This window comes from Clostridium thermobutyricum DSM 4928, from assembly GCF_002050515.1.
In the GTDB taxonomy this organism is placed as follows: Bacteria; Bacillota; Clostridia; order Clostridiales; family Clostridiaceae; genus Clostridium; species Clostridium thermobutyricum.
This window is the reverse complement of the sequence record NZ_LTAY01000054.1, coordinates 1-16,456: the sequence shown is the minus strand read 5'-3', so window position 1 is coordinate 16,456 and position 16,456 is coordinate 1. Positions and strand designations below refer to the sequence as shown.

The window sequence follows — 16,456 nt, the reverse complement described above, 5'->3', positions numbered from 1 at the left end:
GTTGAATAAATATATCTTATATAAGAATAAGTATTCAACTATATACATTAATAGGAAGCTTAAAAGAACTAAAATTTTTTTACATAGTATTGTCGATTTTTGTAACTTATAAAATAAGATTACATTTAAAGAAAAAAATGTGGGAAGTTCTTTTTATAGGAATCTTATTAAAAATTAAATAAAGTTTTAAGGAGGTGATTGTAGATGAATGTATTTGCACCTTTGTTTACAGTACACATATTTGGATTTGCTATTGATTCAGATATTGTTACTCAATGGGGAGTAATGGTTGTTTTAATAGTAGCAGGATTCATATTAACTAGAAAGTTAAGTGTGGACAAGCCAAGCAAATTACAAGTAGGAATTGAAATGGCTTACGATATGGTTGCAGGACTTGTATCAGAAAACATGGGAGAAGGATATGAAGGTTATGTTGCTTTTGTTGGAACTTTAGGTATTTATTTAGGTATATTAAACCTTTGCGGCCTTATAGGTTTTGGACCTCCAACTAGAAACTTAAGTGTAGTTGTTGGATTTACAATTATTACTTTCTTCTTAATTCATTACAATGCTATTAGGAAAAAAGGAATAGGAGGATATTTAGGATCATATGCACAACCTTATGCAGCTATGATTCCAATCAACATAATGGAAGTTATAGTATTCCCATTATCACTTGCATTACGTTTATTTGGTAATATGCTTGCAGCAGCAATAGTTATGTCTCTTGTTTATATTGGATTAGGACACATAAGTATGTTTGCTCAATTTGCTATACCAGTTATCCCACACTCATTCTTTGATTTATTCGATGGAATAATTCAAACAATAATCTTTGTAATGTTAACTATCATTACAATAAAAATTCAAGCAGATAATCATTAGTAGTTGTTAACTAATGAAGGTAACAGAAAACTTTATAGTTTATAAGGAGGCGTAAATCATGAATGGATTAGCAATGATAGCAGCAGGTATAGCTGTTATGGCAGGTATTGGAGGAGGTATTGGTACTGGTATTGCAACATCAGCTGCAATAAAAGCTACTGTTAAACAACCAAAAGCTGCTGGGAAAATACAAGGAATATTTATTATGGCATCAGGGCTTTGTGGTGCAACAGCAATATACGGATTTATTATTTCAATAATAATTATGTTCGTAAAATAAACTTAGTAAGTAAAAATTAATTTATATATGTATAAAAATAAGTAATTAAACGGAATGAGTTCAGTATAAAGGAGGATAATATCATGGAACTAGGAACAATATTAGGAGCTGGTTTTGCAGCTGTAACAGCTTTAGGAGCTGGTATTGGTATAGGTATTGCAGCTAAAGGTGCTGTAGAAGGATTAGCTAGACGTCCAGAAATGAGCGGTAAAATACAAAGTATGTTTATACTTGGAGCAGGTCTTGCAGAAGCAACAGCTATTTATGGTCTTGTTGTAGCGATAATTCTATTATTCGCAAAATAATATGTATATTTTAATAAAATTAATAACCTTTGAAAGGAGGTTAGATTTGGGATGCACATTGAAATAAGTCAAGTATGTATGACTATAATTAACTTTATAATTTTACTTTTAATATTAAGACATTTCTTTTGGGATAAGTTCAAAGCAACTATTGATGAAAGACAAAAAGGTATCTTAAATAAAATAACTTCTGCTGATAATAAGGTTAAAGAAGCAGAAGAGCTAAGATTTAAAAATGAAGAACTTTTAAAAGCAGCTAATGAAGAAGGGAAAAAAATTACTGAGGCAAGAAAGAAACAAGCTGAAAAAATCTATAATGAAATTGTTGAAGGCGCAAGAGCTGAATCTGAATCAATCAGAAATAAAGCTTCTCTAGAAATAGTTAGAGAAAGAGAAAAAGCAGAGTTCGAGATTAAAGAACAAGTTATTAGTTTAGCTATAGCTGTTTCTAAAAAAGCTTTAAATGAATCTTTAAATGAAGAAGAACACAGAAAATTAATTAATAGCTTTATAGATGAGGTTGTATAAGCATGTATGAATTTTTAGATAAAAGATACGCATTAGCCTTATACAAAATAGCAGAGGAAAAAAACAAAGTAGAAGAATATCTACAAGTTTTACGTGAAATCTGTGACATTATAGATAATAATAAGGAGCTTCACGAAATTGTGGAGCACCCTCAAATTAGCACAAATGAAAAGAAGGCTATTTTTGATAGAATTTTCAGAGGAAAAATAGATGATGAAATATTAGCCTTTCTAAAACTTCTTATAGATAAAGGAAGAATACTTTATCTAAGAGAAAAATTAAATCAAATGGAAAAAATACATTTAAATGAATTAAACACAATAGAAGGTGTTGTAAAAAGTGTTATTCCATTAACAGATGAAGAGTATAAAAGATTGTTAGACAAATTAGAAAAAAAATATAATAAGCACATTATATTAGAAAGACAAATTGATAAAAGCTTAATAGGTGGTCTTTATGTAAGAGTTGAAAATGAAGTTATAGATGGCTCTATAAAATCTAAATATGAAGACATGAGATTATTAATGCTTAATAAGAAATAAAGGTGGTGAGCCCATGCATATAAAACCAGAAGAAATAACTTCTATAATTAAAGAAGAAGTTGAAAAATATCAAAAAAATTTAGAAACAGTAGACTCAGGTACAATCATTCAAATAGGTGATGGAGTTGCTACAGTTTATGGATTAGATAATTGTGTTGAGGGTGAATTATTACAATTCCCAAACGGAGTATTTGGAATGGCTCTTAACTTAGAGCTAGATAGTGTTGGATGTGTTCTTTTAGGATCTGAAGATGGAATAAAAGAAGGCGATATTGTAACTAGAACTGGTAAAGTTGTTGAGGTTCCAGTTGGAGATGCACTTATTGGAAGAGTAGTTAACTCATTAGGACAACCAATAGATGGAAAAGGACCTATAAAAAATGATGGATTTAGAGCAATAGAAATGCCAGCACCATCAATTATAGACAGAAGTTCAGTTAATGAACCATTACAAACAGGGATAAAAGCAATTGATTCAATGATTCCAATTGGTAAGGGACAAAGGGAATTAATCATTGGAGATAGACAAACAGGTAAAACTGCTATAGCGATTGATACTATTATAAATCAAAAAGGAAAAGATGTTATTTGCATATATGTTGCTATCGGACAAAAACAATCAACAGTTGCAAATATAGTTAATACTTTAACTGAAGAAGGAGCTATGGACTATAGTGTAGTTGTTGCAGCTACAGCATCAGATAGTGCTCCACTTCAATATATTGCACCTTATTCAGGATGTTCAATGGCTGAATATTTTATGTATAAAGGAAAAGATGTTCTTATAATTTATGATGACCTTTCTAAGCATGCTGTTGCATATAGAACAATGGCACTATTACTTAGAAGAGCACCAGGAAGAGAAGCTTATCCAGGAGATGTTTTCTATATTCATTCAAGACTTCTAGAAAGAGCGGCAAAATTATCAGAAGAACTTGGAAAAGGTTCAATTACAGCACTTCCTATAATTGAAACACTAGCAGGGGATGTTACTGCATATATTCCAACAAATGTTATTTCAATTACAGATGGGCAAATATTCCTTGAATCAGAATTATTTAATGCAGGTCAAAGACCAGCAGTTAATGCCGGTATCTCAGTATCAAGGGTTGGTGGTAATGCTCAAATTAAAGCTATGAAACAAGTAACAGGTACTTTAAGACTAGAACTTGCGCAATATAGAGAACTTGCCGCATTCGCACAATTTGGATCTGATCTTGATAGAGATACTCAAAGAAGACTTGAAAAAGGTAAGAGATTAGTTGAAATATTAAAACAAGATCAATATAAACCAATGTCAGTTGAGCATCAAGTATTCATGTTCTACGTTGCAGTTAATGACTTTTTATCAGATATTCCATTAGGAGATATTAAAAGATTTGAATCTGAATTTTTAAGCTATATTGATGAAAAAGAATATAACTTAGTTCAATCATTAAAAGATGAAAAGAAATTCACTGATAAAATAAAAGAAGAACTCGAAGAAGCAATAAATACATTCAAAAAGAGTTTTGAAAAAACAGCATAGCTTTAAGCTATGCACTCTTTTGAAGAGTAGGAGGTGAAAATATGCCAGCAGCTGGGTTATTAGATATAAAAAGAAGAATCAAAAGTGTTGAAAGTACACAAAAGATTACCAAAGCCATGGCACTTGTATCAACAGCAAAACTTAGAAAAGCCAGAGCAAGTCTTGATAATAATAATCTATATTTTACTAGAATAGAAACTATTAAAAGAGATATTTTTAGATTAGCAGATGAATTTAAAGATAATGAATTTGTTCGTGAAAATGATAGTGAAAAAAAATTGTACGTTATATTTGCATCAAATTCAGGACTTTGTGGTGGATTTAATGGAAGTGGATCTGTTTATTTAAGTGATAAATATCCTGAATCAGAAAGAGCTAATATTAAAACATTAGTAATTGGTGAAAAAGGTGTATCTTATGCTAAAAAATATGGCTTTGATGTTGTAGATAAAGTTACAAATATAAAAGATGGTATATCAATTAAAGATGCTAGACATTTGGCAGTTGATTTAATGAATATGTATTCTAAAGGTGAATATGGCTCAATTAGTTTTGTGTATACAAAATATAAGTCACCAGTACAACAAGATGTTGTTGATGAAGTAATACTTCCTTTTAAAGGAGAAACTTTTGCAGAAGAGGATACTGAGGTATATAGTTCAGAAATATCACCAGATGAGCTTGTAGAGAATTTTGTTTATAGATATATGGAAGGAAAAATAATTAATACTATTTATCATTCACAAACTAGTGAACAAAATGCTAGAATGCAGGCTATGGACGGAGCAACTAAGAATGCTGATGATATTTTAGATAGTTTAAATACTAAGTATAACAGAATTAGACAAGGTGCTATTACTCAAGAAATTTCAGAAATTGTTGGTGGAGCTGAAGCACAGAAATAGTTAGGAGGGAACGGTTATGCCTAATAATATAGGAAAAGTAGTTCAAGTTATTGGACCAGTAGTAGATATAAAATTTGAATCTAATAATCTTCCTAATATGTATAATGCTATACATATTAAAAATGGAGAAGAAATATTAGTATGTGAAGTTGAACAACACATTGGTGATGATATTGTAAGAACAATTGCAATGGAATCAACAGAAGGATTAAAAAGAGGAATGGAAGCAGAAGATACAGGAAAAGCAATTACAGTTCCTGTAGGAGAAGCTGTTTTAGGTAGATTATTTAATGTTTTAGGAAATGCAATGGATAACAAAGGACCAGTTAATGCTGATTTATATTATCCAATTCATAGACCTGCCCCAACATTTGAAGAACAATCAGTTGTTCCTGAAATGTTTGAGACAGGAATAAAGGTAATAGACCTTATAGCACCATACCAAAGAGGTGGTAAAATTGGACTATTTGGAGGTGCCGGTGTTGGAAAAACAGTTCTTATTCAAGAACTTATAAATAATATAGCTAAAGAACATGGTGGACTTTCAGTTTTCACAGGTGTTGGAGAAAGATCAAGAGAAGGTAATGACTTACTTGGTGAAATGACAGAATCAGGAGTTATTTCAAAAACAGCTCTAGTATTCGGACAAATGAATGAACCACCAGGAGCAAGAATGAGAGTTGCTTTAACAGGACTTACTATAGCTGAATCTTTCAGAGATAAAGGACAAGATGTGTTATTATTTATAGATAATATATTTAGATATTCACAAGCAGGTTCTGAAGTTTCTGCCTTATTAGGAAGAATACCTTCAGCTGTTGGTTACCAACCAACTCTAGCTACTGAAATGGGTGCTTTACAAGAAAGAATTACTTCAACTAAGAATGGTTCAATCACTTCAGTTCAAGCAGTATATGTACCAGCAGATGACTTAACTGACCCAGCTCCAGCTACAACATTTACTCATCTTGATGCTCAAACAGTTTTATCAAGAAGTGTTGCTGAAAAAGGTATTTATCCAGCTGTTGATCCATTAGATTCTTCATCAAGAATTCTAGATCCAAGAGTTGTAGGGAAAGAACATTATGAAGTTGCATCAAAAGTAAAAACAATCTTAGAAAGATATAAAGAACTTCAAGATATCATAGCTATATTAGGGGTTGATGAATTATCAGATGAAGATAAAATGGTTGTATCAAGAGCAAGAAAAGTTGAAAAATTCTTATCACAACCTTTCACTGTTGCAGAACAATTTACAGGTATGAAAGGAAGATATGTTCCAATTAAAGATACAATAAAAGGATTTAAAGAAATATTAGAAGGAAAACATGATAATTTACCAGAATCAGCATTCTTATTTGTTGGAAGCATTGAAGAGGCAATAGAAAAAGCTAAGAGTATGGCAGAGTAGTAAAGGAGTGATTTAAATGGATAATTTTAATCTATTAGTTATAACTCCTCATAAAAAGATTTTTGAAGGAGAGGCAAGTAAAATAGCATGTAAAAACTTAGCTGGAGAATTTTCTATACTTGCAAATCACGAAAATTACATTACTACTACAGTTCCAGGAAAATTAATTATAGTTTCAGGAAATAACGAAGAAAAAGATTATTTTGCTTCAGGAGGAGTTCTTGAAGTAAAAGATGGGGCGGTAACTCTTTGTGTTGATACAGTTGAAACTAGAGAAGAAATTGATGTTATGAGAGCTAAATTAGCTAAAGAAAAAACAGAGAAGAAGTTAGAAAATGAAATAGATAGCAGAATTGAAGATATGCGAACTAAACTTGCACTTAGCAGAGCAATAGAAAGAATTGAATTTGCAAAAGATAAAAAATAAGATTTGTAAATAAAAGAGGGCTTTTAAAATAAAATTTGGGGATATCTCAAAATAAATTTTGGGATTAATCTAATGAAAATCCACTAGAATAACTAGTGGATTTTATTTATTTACAAATCCTTGTAAAAATATTTTGAAGGAGAAGTAATCTTAATATAAAATAAAAAAAATATGTTAACTAAAAATAATAACCTATTTAATAGACTAGAATTTATTAAAAATCTATTTAATAGGTTCTTGTTTAATGAAGTATTCATTTTTATTTTAAATTTCGTTATCATTATTTGTTTCGCAATGATGTTCATCATCACATTTATCATTACATTCATCAAAACATGGATTATTAACTAATTCTTTAAGAGAAGAAAGCTTATCAGAAAGTTGTATTTCTAAATTAGTTACTTTAGTTATAGTTTTTTCAATTGAATTATTTAACTCTATTAGTTCATAAACATAATTTGCACATGATATTCCTTTTTGTAATTTTTCACCTTCAGCATTTAATATATGAGATAAAGCAGTTTCTATTAAAGCTATAGATTCAATAGCATTATTTATAGCATTACGATTTTTTAGGCATTTACACTCTGAATTGTCAGTATTGCAATTATCATCACAATCAGGTTTATCTTTTAATTTTATAGATATCGTAATTAAGTGCTCAATATTTTTACAATCAATAGCCAATATGTTTATGCAAATTTCAGTTTTTTTATTATATGCACAAATAATTGCTTTATATCTGAAATTTTTAGGTAATTTACATACAGGTAAAGACCTATACTTTTCAGTTATATTTAAAGTGAAATAATTTTTATTTCTAGAAAGACTTAAAATAAGGTTTTCTATTGAATATATAGAGTAAGGATTAAATTTTTCATTACGACAAAGTGTAATTAAAGTCATATTGTTAATATATAATTTAAACATATAATCATAATCAGATAAGACTAGACATTTGTTATATTTATCATATGAAAGAGATTTAATAACTTTTGGGCCTTCTGCAGTATTACATATATCAATACATTCTAGCTCATTAAAACTTAAATCAAGCTTATAAATTAAATTTTTAGAATTTAAAGCAGTTGCATAAAAACATTTTTCATCACTGTCATATGTTATCTTTGAATATGATTTGTCTGTAGTTAAATAATTAATTTTGTTACAAAAAAATATTACAATGACTTTTGTATCTGTTGTAAAATAAATAGAATCTTCTGTACAAACACCATCTATAAGACATAGGTTTTTCTTTAATTTAAAATTTTCAATATCTTTTATTTTAAACAAAGCCATAAAGTATCTCCTTTAAATTTTTTATTATATAATATGTTTAAATTTTTAGAATGTGTGTGTTTGTAAATGGCATATAAATTAGACTATATAAAAAGCGACTTAAATAAATTTATTTAAGTCGCTTTTAATTAACATTTATATGAAATTAGCATCCGCATCTGTAAGAAACTAATGATAATTTCTTTTGTAAAATTAGTTCTAAAGAAGTAATTGCATTAATTACTGATTCTACAGATTTATTTATTTTTAGAAGTTCTTCAGGATCTTTAGCTATAAGACATGATGGTGGACAGCATTTATCAGAGTTTTGTGGACGATGATGTAATGTTCCAACAACAGCTTGAATTTTTTCACCCTCAGCATTAAGTATATGACTTAAAGCAGCTTCCATTAATGCAATAGATTCAATTACATCAGTTATTGCTTCTTCCTTTTGTATTCCACTAGATTTTATACAAGGCATTCCCATGGTGTTAACCTCCGTTAAATTATATTTTTTATATTAATATAGTATGCTTTTAATTTAAATTGTTGTATTCTTTTAAAAGAAAAAAGTAATAGATATATTGATAGTCTAAAATTTTAGAGTTTAAGGGTCTTGTAAGGTAGTTGGAATGCTTTTAAATATATTTGAATTACTTAATGATTTGGCTGTTATTATTAAAGTGTTATATGGCTCAAAAGTAGTGTCTTTAATTGTATAGTGAAGAGAAATATATCTGCTATCACCTGAAGTTATATTTGTTAAAAATGAAGAATTAAGATTAACAGGAGTATTTGATGGAACATTTAAAATAAAATTATCTCCTATATATAAGTCATATTCATAAAAAATAGGAGTTATTGTAATGATATAGCTATTTATTCCTTCACCTGTGTTAGTTAAAATATATTCTATTTTTGTCTTTTTATTAATAGGAGAAAGATTAATTGCAGAAGAGCTTCCAATTAAGCTATAAGGCTTTAAAGGAAGAAAGCTAATAAGACTATTTATATATATTTCATTGTTGAAGATAATATCTGAAGTATATATTTTAGTATCTGATAAATTATTATAATATCTATTTATAGTTCCAGTTAGTATAAGTTTAGTTTCTGAATAAGTTGATTTATCTATATTTGATATCATAATTATATATTTTTTATCATTAATATCTATATTAGAAATATTAGCAGTTAAAATTCTAGTAGAGCTATTATAAGAGTAAGTTATTCCAGGTGAAGTTAAAAGAATTGAGTTAAAATTTAAATGTTCTGGAATAGTTACTGTTAAATTTATATTTTTTGCAATAGCTTTTCCAAAATTTTCTGCAATTATATTTGTATACACAATATTATTTGAATTTGTTAAATAGTGGTTTTTATAATTGCTATCTGTATTTGAAGAAGCAATATTTAAATCAATGTTAGGATGATTTATAGTTAGAGTATTATTTATTCCAATATTAAAATTTTCATTTAATAAGGTAATATAATTTACGTTACCATAAAAAGTTTCTAAAGTATAATTTGGATTAATGCTTGAAACAATAGAGTCTGATATTAAACACTCAACTTTATAGCTATAAATTATATTTCCTGAAGTTGAATCAATGTTAGTCATTGGTTGCAATGTGATTATATTATTTACATAACTTGAGCTAATAGGAACATTATTTAACCAAGCATTATTTAAATAGGTTTCTTTTGAAGGAATTAATATTATTGGTGAAAGTGAATTTAATCTTTGCCCAGAAGGAATAGTTATATTAAAGGTGTAATAAACTTTCTCACCTATAATTTTAGATGGAGAATCACTTGTTATGCTTAATATAAGTGGAGCAGAAGATAAAGATATAGATTTATTTAAAACACCAATGTCGTATTGGAGATTATTTAAATTTTCATTATAAGCTTGAGTATATGGTGCAGTTGTAGAGCTAATAAAATTAAAAGTTTTATTAGGACCTAAAGTAGAATCAACTTTTATATTATATGATAAATTAAAAGTATCTCCTGGAGCTAACTTTGGAATAATTATAATTATCTTATTATCTTGAATAGAATAATTTAAAGCTTCAGAATTATTTATATTTGCATTAATAGAAGTTGATATTAATGGTATATTATTTGGTAATGTTTCTGTAAAAGTAATATTAAATGCATCAGTAACATTATCTCCATTGTTATTAATTAAAGTTGAAGATATTGAATAAATTTCTCCTATTTTAATAGCATTTATATTGTTTCCAGTTGCTTTTTTATTCAAAATTAAGTTTGGCTTTCCAAGAGAAAAACCTATTTGGCTTCTACTAGAATAAGAAATTTTATTAGAGTTAACAACTTGAAGTTTAAATAAATTATATAAGAATTTATTATAATTATTAGAATAATCAATTTGAGTAGAATAGTTTATATCAAAAGCTGTATTTCCAGGAATCTGATTTACAAACCACAATACACCATAAGGTTCAACAGGAACTGGATTTGTATTTACATAATTATTTTCAGAATATGAGTAATTTATATTTAATATATCTTTTGTTATATAAGGATAAAAATCAAAAATTTTAATAGAGCCTGAAGGTGCTTTAAGGTTTCTACTATCATAGGTAGATTTATAAGATACATAATCTCCAGGAGCTAAAACATTTGAATTTTTAGGCGTATTATCTCTATAAAAATATCCTGTTATAGTTTTAGTTACAGAAGGAAGTTTAATTCTTAATTCAGTTGAATCAGAAGTTGATATGATTGTATTAGTTGCTGAACTAATTGCATTACAAGATGAAGATACAGTAAAAATATCACCTGATAAAATAGATAATTCTGTATTAGTGTAATTAGAATTAATAGTACCATTTATAGTTATAGTAGCTGTTGTTCCGGCTAAGATTGTTCCAACATTCCAAATAAGCTGTGTTATTCCAGAGGAAGAAACAATTTTATTTGTGAATTGAGGACTACTAATTTCAGATAAACTTTGCCCATCAGAAGTAGTTAAATAGCCACTTAATTGATATAAATCATGATAAAGATTTCCATAAAAATAAATTTTATATACTAAGTTATCATTAATATCTACAATATAATTAGATAAAGATAAGCTTAATATAACCTCATACATATTAAATGAGTAATTATAATTATAAGTTGTATTTGAAATTTTATATTGAACTTGACTTTGAATTTGGGATCCATGAGTAATATATACTCCAGTAGTTGTTCCATTTAAATAATATCTTTCGTTTCCTTTAAATTTAAATTTTATAATAATTGTAGTAGATTCAGGAATATAAACATTTTTCCAAACTATTGTAAAGTTATTAATTGAAGCTTTGGGAGAAATTATTTCGTAGTTGTTAAGCGCTTCAGAAGAATAACCTGAAATAGTTAAATCATCTAAAAAATTTATTCCATTTCCTAATATATCTTTTAATTCAGAAAATAAAATATTTGCATTTTTTGAAGTTTGAATAATTAAAGAACTATAATATTCTTCACCTAAAAGAATTTTAGAAGGATTTTCTTTATAAATAATATATTCACTTACTTTAAATGAAAAATTACTTATAGCTTCTATTATTTCATTTCCATTATCATAAATTCCTCTTGGGCTAGTATCACAATATCCTTGTAAAGAACAAGGAATTATGGAGTTAAAGGAAAGAGGTTGTCCGTTTGAATCTACTTCATTTAATTTTAATGTTACTGAAAAATTATAATTAGTTTCATTTGGAGCTAAATCTCTTATATTAGTAAAAGAATATATATTTTCATCAACATTTGTATAATCTATAGTTGAATTTATAAAGCTTATTCCATCTCCTAAATATAATTTAAATGATAAATTATATAAAATATTTATTGTATCAGTATTTTTTATTGTAAAATTTAAAGTTATCCTCCCATTAGTGGTGAGGTTAACAATTGAGTTATTATTTAAAGTTATTATAAAGTTTGAAGAATCAAACATATTAATCACCTCAAAAATTTTTTTAATATATTATATTCAAAATTTTGTCTAATGATATAACATTTTGTAATTACATTACATATAATAGATAGAATAAAAAAGTGAGGTGTTTTAATGGCTACAATTAAACAGGACAAATATATATTAGGTCAATCTGTTTCTAAAAGTATTGCATCAGTAGCAGAAGAAATAAGATTAGACCTTAAATTATCTCCACAACCATTAAATAATGCAGGAAGTGTTACAGGAACTGTTAAAGATGAAAATGAAAATCCAGTGCCTAATGCTCTTGTAAAAATAATGGATTCTAATTATGAGCCAATGTTTCATGCTATAACAGCAGCAGATGGAACTTATACTATTGATAATGTGCCAGCTGGTAGTGGATATAATATATTCGCAATAGCTACAGGTAAAGCACTAAATCAAGGTGTTTCATTTAGTATTGCAGCGAGTCAAGTTATAACAAAAGATTTTACACTTGTAAATGATCCAAGCTCACAATTAGGTATAATTGCAGGAGATTTATATGATAGTGCAACAGGAGCACCAATAAATGGAGCAGTTATATCTTTATATAAAGTAAATGAAGATCAAACAGAAGTACTAGTTGCTATTACCTATACAAATCAATATGGTCAATTTGTATTTAGAGGATTAAATATAGGAAATTATTCAATAAGAGTTTCAGCCTTAGGTTATATAGGAACATCAAGTACTGTATCTATAACAACTCAAGGACAAATTGTTCCTTCAATAATAAATATAACTCAAGATCCAAATGCTTCAAGAGGTACTGTTTCTGGTATAATTACTGACCAAAATAACCAACCAATTGTAGAAGCAGATGTTGTTTTATATAGAGTAAATGAAGATAATTCACTTACAGCAGTTGCATTTACAAAAACAAATTCAGCTGGTGTATATCTATTTATTAATGTTCCACAAGGAAATTACAAAGTTAAATCAAATAAAACAGAAGATATTGTTATTCTTTAATAAAGTTAATAGAGCTAGATTATATTTTCTAGCTCTTAAAATACATAAAAATTTATAATAGGTGGAATTTATGAGATATATTAATTTTATAGCATTATTTTTAGCATGTTTATTTAATAAAAAAAGTTCACATACATTAATATTTAAGATAAAAAATATCAATAAAACTCCAATAAGGAATGGATACATATGTATTCAATCTTTAAAAACAAAAAAATTTTTTATTTTAAAAACAGATTCTAATGGAAGAGCAGTTATGAGAAATATTTGTTGTGGAGTATATAAAGTAAAAGCCTGTGGTGATGGATATAAGGATAAATTTTTTAATATAAATGTATGCAAAGATAGAGTTTATAATATTAATTTATGTGAAGTGAATTATAGTAAAAATAGGATATATGGATATATAAGAGATGATAAAAACAAAATTATAGAAAACGCATTAGTAGTATTATATGAAGTTATAGGAGATAAAAAATATAAGCCTATTAAATTTACTAATTCAGATTTTACAGGAGAATATAATTTCATTGATGTACCAAAAGGAACTTATATAGTGAAAGGAATAAAATAAAAACTTGTCCAAAACAATATAAATGTTTTAGACAAGTTTTTAATGCTTAATTTTGTCCATTACTAATTTAAATAAATCAATATGGAAATATCTAATTGATATAAGATAAACATTGTATATTAAGAATATAGCAATGATTAACTTTAAAAATTTATGGAAGGTTTTTTCGCCCTTTGAACCTGTCTTTATATTGAACAAACGAATATTGGCTCTAAATGGGAAAAATAGTTCTATACCTTCTTTTGTAAGCAAATCTAATACTAAGTGGGAGATATATCCTATTAAAAATCCACCACAAATAGATATTACCACTATATTTTCATGACTTATGAATGATAATGCTAAAGCTATTACATAAAGAATAGATAAAAAAATAAAACTATGAGTTAATCCTCTATGTTTACACTTTTTAAAGGCCTTAGATAAAAGAGGATATCTTTTAGAAATATAAGAACCTTTCATATCAATATCAGGAAAAACAGAACCAAGATTTGCAAAGTGAAAAAACAATGCTATTAAAAGTATTTGGTAAAGAATCTCATATCCATTTATGTAGCAACTTATAAATATATTTAAAGTTATAAGTGCAAATAAAAAACCTCCTGATGAGTGGGTATTCTTCGTCATTTGTACTCCTTATTTTGTTATGTATAATAAGTACATTATATATGAATATTAAGAAATAAGGAATTACGTAATTGTGAAATTTTGAAAAAATAAAGAGAAAGCATAAAGCTTTCTCTAAAATAAAGTATAAGTATATTTCATATTTAATGTAAAGGAAATTAAGAATGTCTATTAATAATGCCTTTAAAGCTAACATCGAATAGTAGTAATCTCAATATTTTAAGTGTTATTATGTCTGTTAGTATATATAAAAATGTAAATAATAGTGTGGCTAGTACTTCGTTTATTAGTTGATTGGTTGCTATATATACTTTAAATTATGGCATTAATTATAGGTTATTTTACTTATACTTTATAATCAAAATTATGAATAAATATTTTTACAACTATAATAATTCCACAAAAAACCAAAAATTCCTTTATTTTATAAGAAAAATTTTAAAAATATTTTTTTGAGAGATTATTAAAATAAGTAATATAAAATAAAAAAATGAAAATACTAACTAATGAGATAGTTCAAAAGAACAAAAATAAATAGGAGGTATTTTTATGAAGAAATTATTAAGCTCAATAGTAGCTACAGGGTTATTATGTTCAGCTCTTGTTGGATGTTGGGGAAATAAAGCAAATCAAACACCAACACCAACTCCAACACCAAAAGAAACTCAAAAACAAGGTGAAGTTAATGACCATGTAAAGAAAGATGTAATAACAGGTGTATTTAATAAAACTTATGTTATAGGAAAAGAAGGAAGCAATGTTTATGGAGAATTAGCAATTGGAAATCCTACTCTAATGCATAAAAAAGATCAAGGTGGAAAATCATACATTGAAGTTATGATTCCATTAAAGCTTACTAATAAAGCTAAAAATGAAGTTCAACCTATGGACTTACTAAATGGTTTAACAATTGACAGCAATTATAATCCATACCAAGACCAATTAAAATTAAGATGCATGGAAACAGGTGCAATTGTAAAAGGTAACACAGACAAAGATAATAAAGAGTATTACTTAGGTATATTTGATAAAGACCTTAAAAAAGTTGATAATAAACCAATGTTAGCATCAGGTCAAAGTGTTGAAAGTTACTTTAAATACATAGTAACAACAGATGATATAGAAATGGATAAACTTAAAAATGCTAACTTTGACTCACTTACTTTAAATGATTTTGAATTCATTATTAATGCTAAAGATGGTAATGGATATACAATTGTAAAATAAAAAATTTATTTACTCTCACTTAATTAGATATATATTTAAACACCCTAAAGGCAAATACTTTTAGGGTGTTTTTAATATTATATATAATTTAAATTAAATATAGTGTAATATAATACTATATATTAAGGAGTGATATAAATGAAAAATATTTTAAATATAGCACATAGAGGAGCTTCAGGAGATTTTCCTGAGAACACTATGATTGCCTTTAAAAAAGCATTAGAAAATGGAGCAGATGGAATTGAACTTGATGTTCAACTAAGTAAAGATTTAGAGCTTGTTGTAATTCATGATGAAATCTTAGATAGGACAACTGATGGATGTGGATATGTAAAAGATTATACTTATGAAGAACTTTTAAAATTTGATGCTGGATATAAATTTTCAAAAGAATTTAAAGGTGAAAGGATTCCTAAACTAGAAGATGTATTAAAGCTTTTTTTAAATAATGATTTTATTTTAAATATAGAGCTTAAAAATAGTATTATAAATTATGAAGGATTAGAAGAAAAAGTATATAAATTAATTGAAAAATATAATTTAGAAGATAGAGTAGTAGTTTCATCTTTTAATCACTATTCAATAAAAAAATGTATGGATATAAACAATAAAGTTAAAGTGGGAGCTTTAGTTGATAGTTGTATATATGAACCTCAAGATTATATAAATAGTATTGGAGCAGATTGCTATCATCCTGAGTTCAATAGTTTAAATAAAGAAGTTGTAAAAAAGTTAAAAGATAAAAATATAAAAATAAATACTTACACAGTAAATAAAGAAAAAGATTTAAAAAATATGATTGATTTAAAAGTAGATATGATAATAACAAATTATCCAAAAAAATTAAAAGAATTATTAGAAATGTAAAAAAATAAGTGTTTAATATTTAAAGAGTATAAAAAAATTAAGATTTTATACTCTTTAAATATTAAATTTTTATTAAAATATAGCTAATTTAATAAAT

The 16,456-nt window shown here is 26.7% G+C and carries 17 protein-coding genes; 13 read left to right on the top strand and 4 right to left on the bottom strand.

The features are described from left to right. The first annotated feature begins 204 nt into the window (after positions 1-204). The 9 genes from CLTHE_RS10530 (at position 205) to atpC (ending at position 6,811) form a co-directional block, all read left to right on the top strand. Positions 205-885, top strand: a complete 681-nt coding sequence (locus CLTHE_RS10530) for a F0F1 ATP synthase subunit A (protein WP_080023367.1) — start codon at positions 205-207, stop codon at positions 883-885. Between the two features lie 58 nt (positions 886-943). Next, entirely contained in the window at positions 944-1,165 is a 222-nt protein-coding gene (locus CLTHE_RS10525; RefSeq protein WP_080023366.1) for an ATP synthase subunit c family protein, read from the top strand. Between the two features lie 83 nt (positions 1,166-1,248). Further along, the gene (gene atpE / locus CLTHE_RS10520; protein ID WP_002599452.1) at positions 1,249-1,470 is read left to right on the top strand and encodes an ATP synthase F0 subunit C; all 222 of its coding nucleotides are present in this window, start codon (positions 1,249-1,251) and stop codon (positions 1,468-1,470) included. A 51-nt stretch (positions 1,471-1,521) separates the two neighbouring features. Beyond that, the gene (locus CLTHE_RS10515; protein ID WP_002599451.1) at positions 1,522-1,998 is read left to right on the top strand and encodes a F0F1 ATP synthase subunit B; all 477 of its coding nucleotides are present in this window, start codon (positions 1,522-1,524) and stop codon (positions 1,996-1,998) included. A 2-nt stretch (positions 1,999-2,000) separates the two neighbouring features. Further along, positions 2,001-2,540, top strand: coding sequence for a F0F1 ATP synthase subunit delta (locus tag CLTHE_RS10510; RefSeq protein ID WP_002599450.1), 540 nt, complete (start codon positions 2,001-2,003; stop codon positions 2,538-2,540). Between the two features lie 13 nt (positions 2,541-2,553). Next, a complete protein-coding gene (gene atpA, locus CLTHE_RS10505; RefSeq protein WP_080023364.1) occupies positions 2,554-4,068 on the top strand; it encodes a F0F1 ATP synthase subunit alpha in 1,515 nt (504 codons plus the stop codon). 41 nt (positions 4,069-4,109) lie between these two features. Next, positions 4,110-4,973, top strand: coding sequence for an ATP synthase F1 subunit gamma (atpG, locus tag CLTHE_RS10500; protein ID WP_080023361.1), 864 nt, complete (start codon positions 4,110-4,112; stop codon positions 4,971-4,973). Between the two features lie 16 nt (positions 4,974-4,989). Beyond that, complete coding sequence (gene atpD, locus CLTHE_RS10495) at positions 4,990-6,384, top strand: F0F1 ATP synthase subunit beta (protein WP_002599447.1); 1,395 nt, start codon at positions 4,990-4,992, stop codon at positions 6,382-6,384. A gap of 16 nt (positions 6,385-6,400) precedes the next feature. Further along, on the top strand, positions 6,401-6,811 hold the full coding sequence (gene atpC / locus CLTHE_RS10490) for an ATP synthase F1 subunit epsilon (protein ID WP_002599446.1): 411 nt from the start codon (positions 6,401-6,403) through the stop codon (positions 6,809-6,811). A gap of 264 nt (positions 6,812-7,075) precedes the next feature. On the opposite strand, the gene CLTHE_RS16960 is transcribed toward atpC, so the two are convergent. The 3 genes from CLTHE_RS16960 to CLTHE_RS10475 form a co-directional block, all read right to left on the bottom strand. Next, positions 7,076-8,110, bottom strand: coding sequence for an alpha-helical endospore appendage domain-containing protein (locus CLTHE_RS16960; protein WP_207651203.1), 1,035 nt, complete (start codon positions 8,108-8,110; stop codon positions 7,076-7,078). 145 nt (positions 8,111-8,255) lie between these two features. Continuing rightward, positions 8,256-8,579: an alpha-helical endospore appendage domain-containing protein gene (locus tag CLTHE_RS10480; protein ID WP_080023359.1), complete on the bottom strand. Its 324-nt coding sequence runs from the start codon at positions 8,577-8,579 to the stop codon at positions 8,256-8,258. 120 nt (positions 8,580-8,699) lie between these two features. Then, positions 8,700-12,065 carry a hypothetical protein gene (locus CLTHE_RS10475; RefSeq protein ID WP_080023356.1) on the bottom strand — a complete coding sequence of 1,122 codons (3,366 nt, stop codon included), beginning with the start codon at positions 12,063-12,065 and terminating at the stop codon, positions 8,700-8,702. Between the two features lie 114 nt (positions 12,066-12,179). Between CLTHE_RS10475 and CLTHE_RS10470 the strand changes: the two genes are divergently transcribed. Then, on the top strand, positions 12,180-13,064 hold the full coding sequence (locus CLTHE_RS10470) for an MSCRAMM family protein (RefSeq protein WP_080023353.1): 885 nt from the start codon (positions 12,180-12,182) through the stop codon (positions 13,062-13,064). 70 nt (positions 13,065-13,134) lie between these two features. After that, positions 13,135-13,638 carry a carboxypeptidase-like regulatory domain-containing protein gene (locus CLTHE_RS10465; RefSeq protein ID WP_080023352.1) on the top strand — a complete coding sequence of 168 codons (504 nt, stop codon included), beginning with the start codon at positions 13,135-13,137 and terminating at the stop codon, positions 13,636-13,638. A gap of 39 nt (positions 13,639-13,677) precedes the next feature. Here CLTHE_RS10465 and CLTHE_RS10460 read toward each other — a convergent pair whose 3' ends face one another. Then, complete coding sequence (locus CLTHE_RS10460) at positions 13,678-14,265, bottom strand: metal-dependent hydrolase (protein WP_080023350.1); 588 nt, start codon at positions 14,263-14,265, stop codon at positions 13,678-13,680. Between the two features lie 549 nt (positions 14,266-14,814). On the opposite strand from CLTHE_RS10460, the gene CLTHE_RS10455 reads away from it, so the two are divergent. Together CLTHE_RS10455 and CLTHE_RS10450 are read left to right on the top strand one after the other, a co-directional pair. Next, a complete protein-coding gene (locus tag CLTHE_RS10455; protein WP_080023347.1) occupies positions 14,815-15,492 on the top strand; it encodes a hypothetical protein in 678 nt (225 codons plus the stop codon). A gap of 138 nt (positions 15,493-15,630) precedes the next feature. Next, on the top strand, positions 15,631-16,359 hold the full coding sequence (locus CLTHE_RS10450) for a glycerophosphodiester phosphodiesterase (protein ID WP_080023344.1): 729 nt from the start codon (positions 15,631-15,633) through the stop codon (positions 16,357-16,359). The last annotated feature ends 97 nt before the right edge of the window (positions 16,360-16,456 follow it).

What these genes read in the sequence shown, in the direction of transcription:
- CLTHE_RS10530 (WP_080023367.1), top strand. Translation starts at nt 205, where the DNA reads ATGAATGTATTTGCACCTTTGTTTACAGTACACATATTTGGATTTGCT.
- CLTHE_RS10525 (WP_080023366.1), top strand. Translation starts at nt 944, where the DNA reads ATGAATGGATTAGCAATGATAGCAGCAGGTATAGCTGTTATGGCAGGT.
- atpE (WP_002599452.1), top strand. Translation starts at nt 1,249, where the DNA reads ATGGAACTAGGAACAATATTAGGAGCTGGTTTTGCAGCTGTAACAGCT.
- CLTHE_RS10515 (WP_002599451.1), top strand. Translation starts at nt 1,522, where the DNA reads ATGCACATTGAAATAAGTCAAGTATGTATGACTATAATTAACTTTATA.
- CLTHE_RS10510 (WP_002599450.1), top strand. Translation starts at nt 2,001, where the DNA reads ATGTATGAATTTTTAGATAAAAGATACGCATTAGCCTTATACAAAATA.
- atpA (WP_080023364.1), top strand. Translation starts at nt 2,554, where the DNA reads ATGCATATAAAACCAGAAGAAATAACTTCTATAATTAAAGAAGAAGTT.
- atpG (WP_080023361.1), top strand. Translation starts at nt 4,110, where the DNA reads ATGCCAGCAGCTGGGTTATTAGATATAAAAAGAAGAATCAAAAGTGTT.
- atpD (WP_002599447.1), top strand. Translation starts at nt 4,990, where the DNA reads ATGCCTAATAATATAGGAAAAGTAGTTCAAGTTATTGGACCAGTAGTA.
- atpC (WP_002599446.1), top strand. Translation starts at nt 6,401, where the DNA reads ATGGATAATTTTAATCTATTAGTTATAACTCCTCATAAAAAGATTTTT.
- CLTHE_RS16960 (WP_207651203.1), bottom strand. Translation starts at nt 8,110, where the DNA reads ATGGCTTTGTTTAAAATAAAAGATATTGAAAATTTTAAATTAAAGAAA.
- CLTHE_RS10480 (WP_080023359.1), bottom strand. Translation starts at nt 8,579, where the DNA reads ATGGGAATGCCTTGTATAAAATCTAGTGGAATACAAAAGGAAGAAGCA.
- CLTHE_RS10475 (WP_080023356.1), bottom strand. Translation starts at nt 12,065, where the DNA reads ATGTTTGATTCTTCAAACTTTATAATAACTTTAAATAATAACTCAATT.
- CLTHE_RS10470 (WP_080023353.1), top strand. Translation starts at nt 12,180, where the DNA reads ATGGCTACAATTAAACAGGACAAATATATATTAGGTCAATCTGTTTCT.
- CLTHE_RS10465 (WP_080023352.1), top strand. Translation starts at nt 13,135, where the DNA reads ATGAGATATATTAATTTTATAGCATTATTTTTAGCATGTTTATTTAAT.
- CLTHE_RS10460 (WP_080023350.1), bottom strand. Translation starts at nt 14,265, where the DNA reads ATGACGAAGAATACCCACTCATCAGGAGGTTTTTTATTTGCACTTATA.
- CLTHE_RS10455 (WP_080023347.1), top strand. Translation starts at nt 14,815, where the DNA reads ATGAAGAAATTATTAAGCTCAATAGTAGCTACAGGGTTATTATGTTCA.
- CLTHE_RS10450 (WP_080023344.1), top strand. Translation starts at nt 15,631, where the DNA reads ATGAAAAATATTTTAAATATAGCACATAGAGGAGCTTCAGGAGATTTT.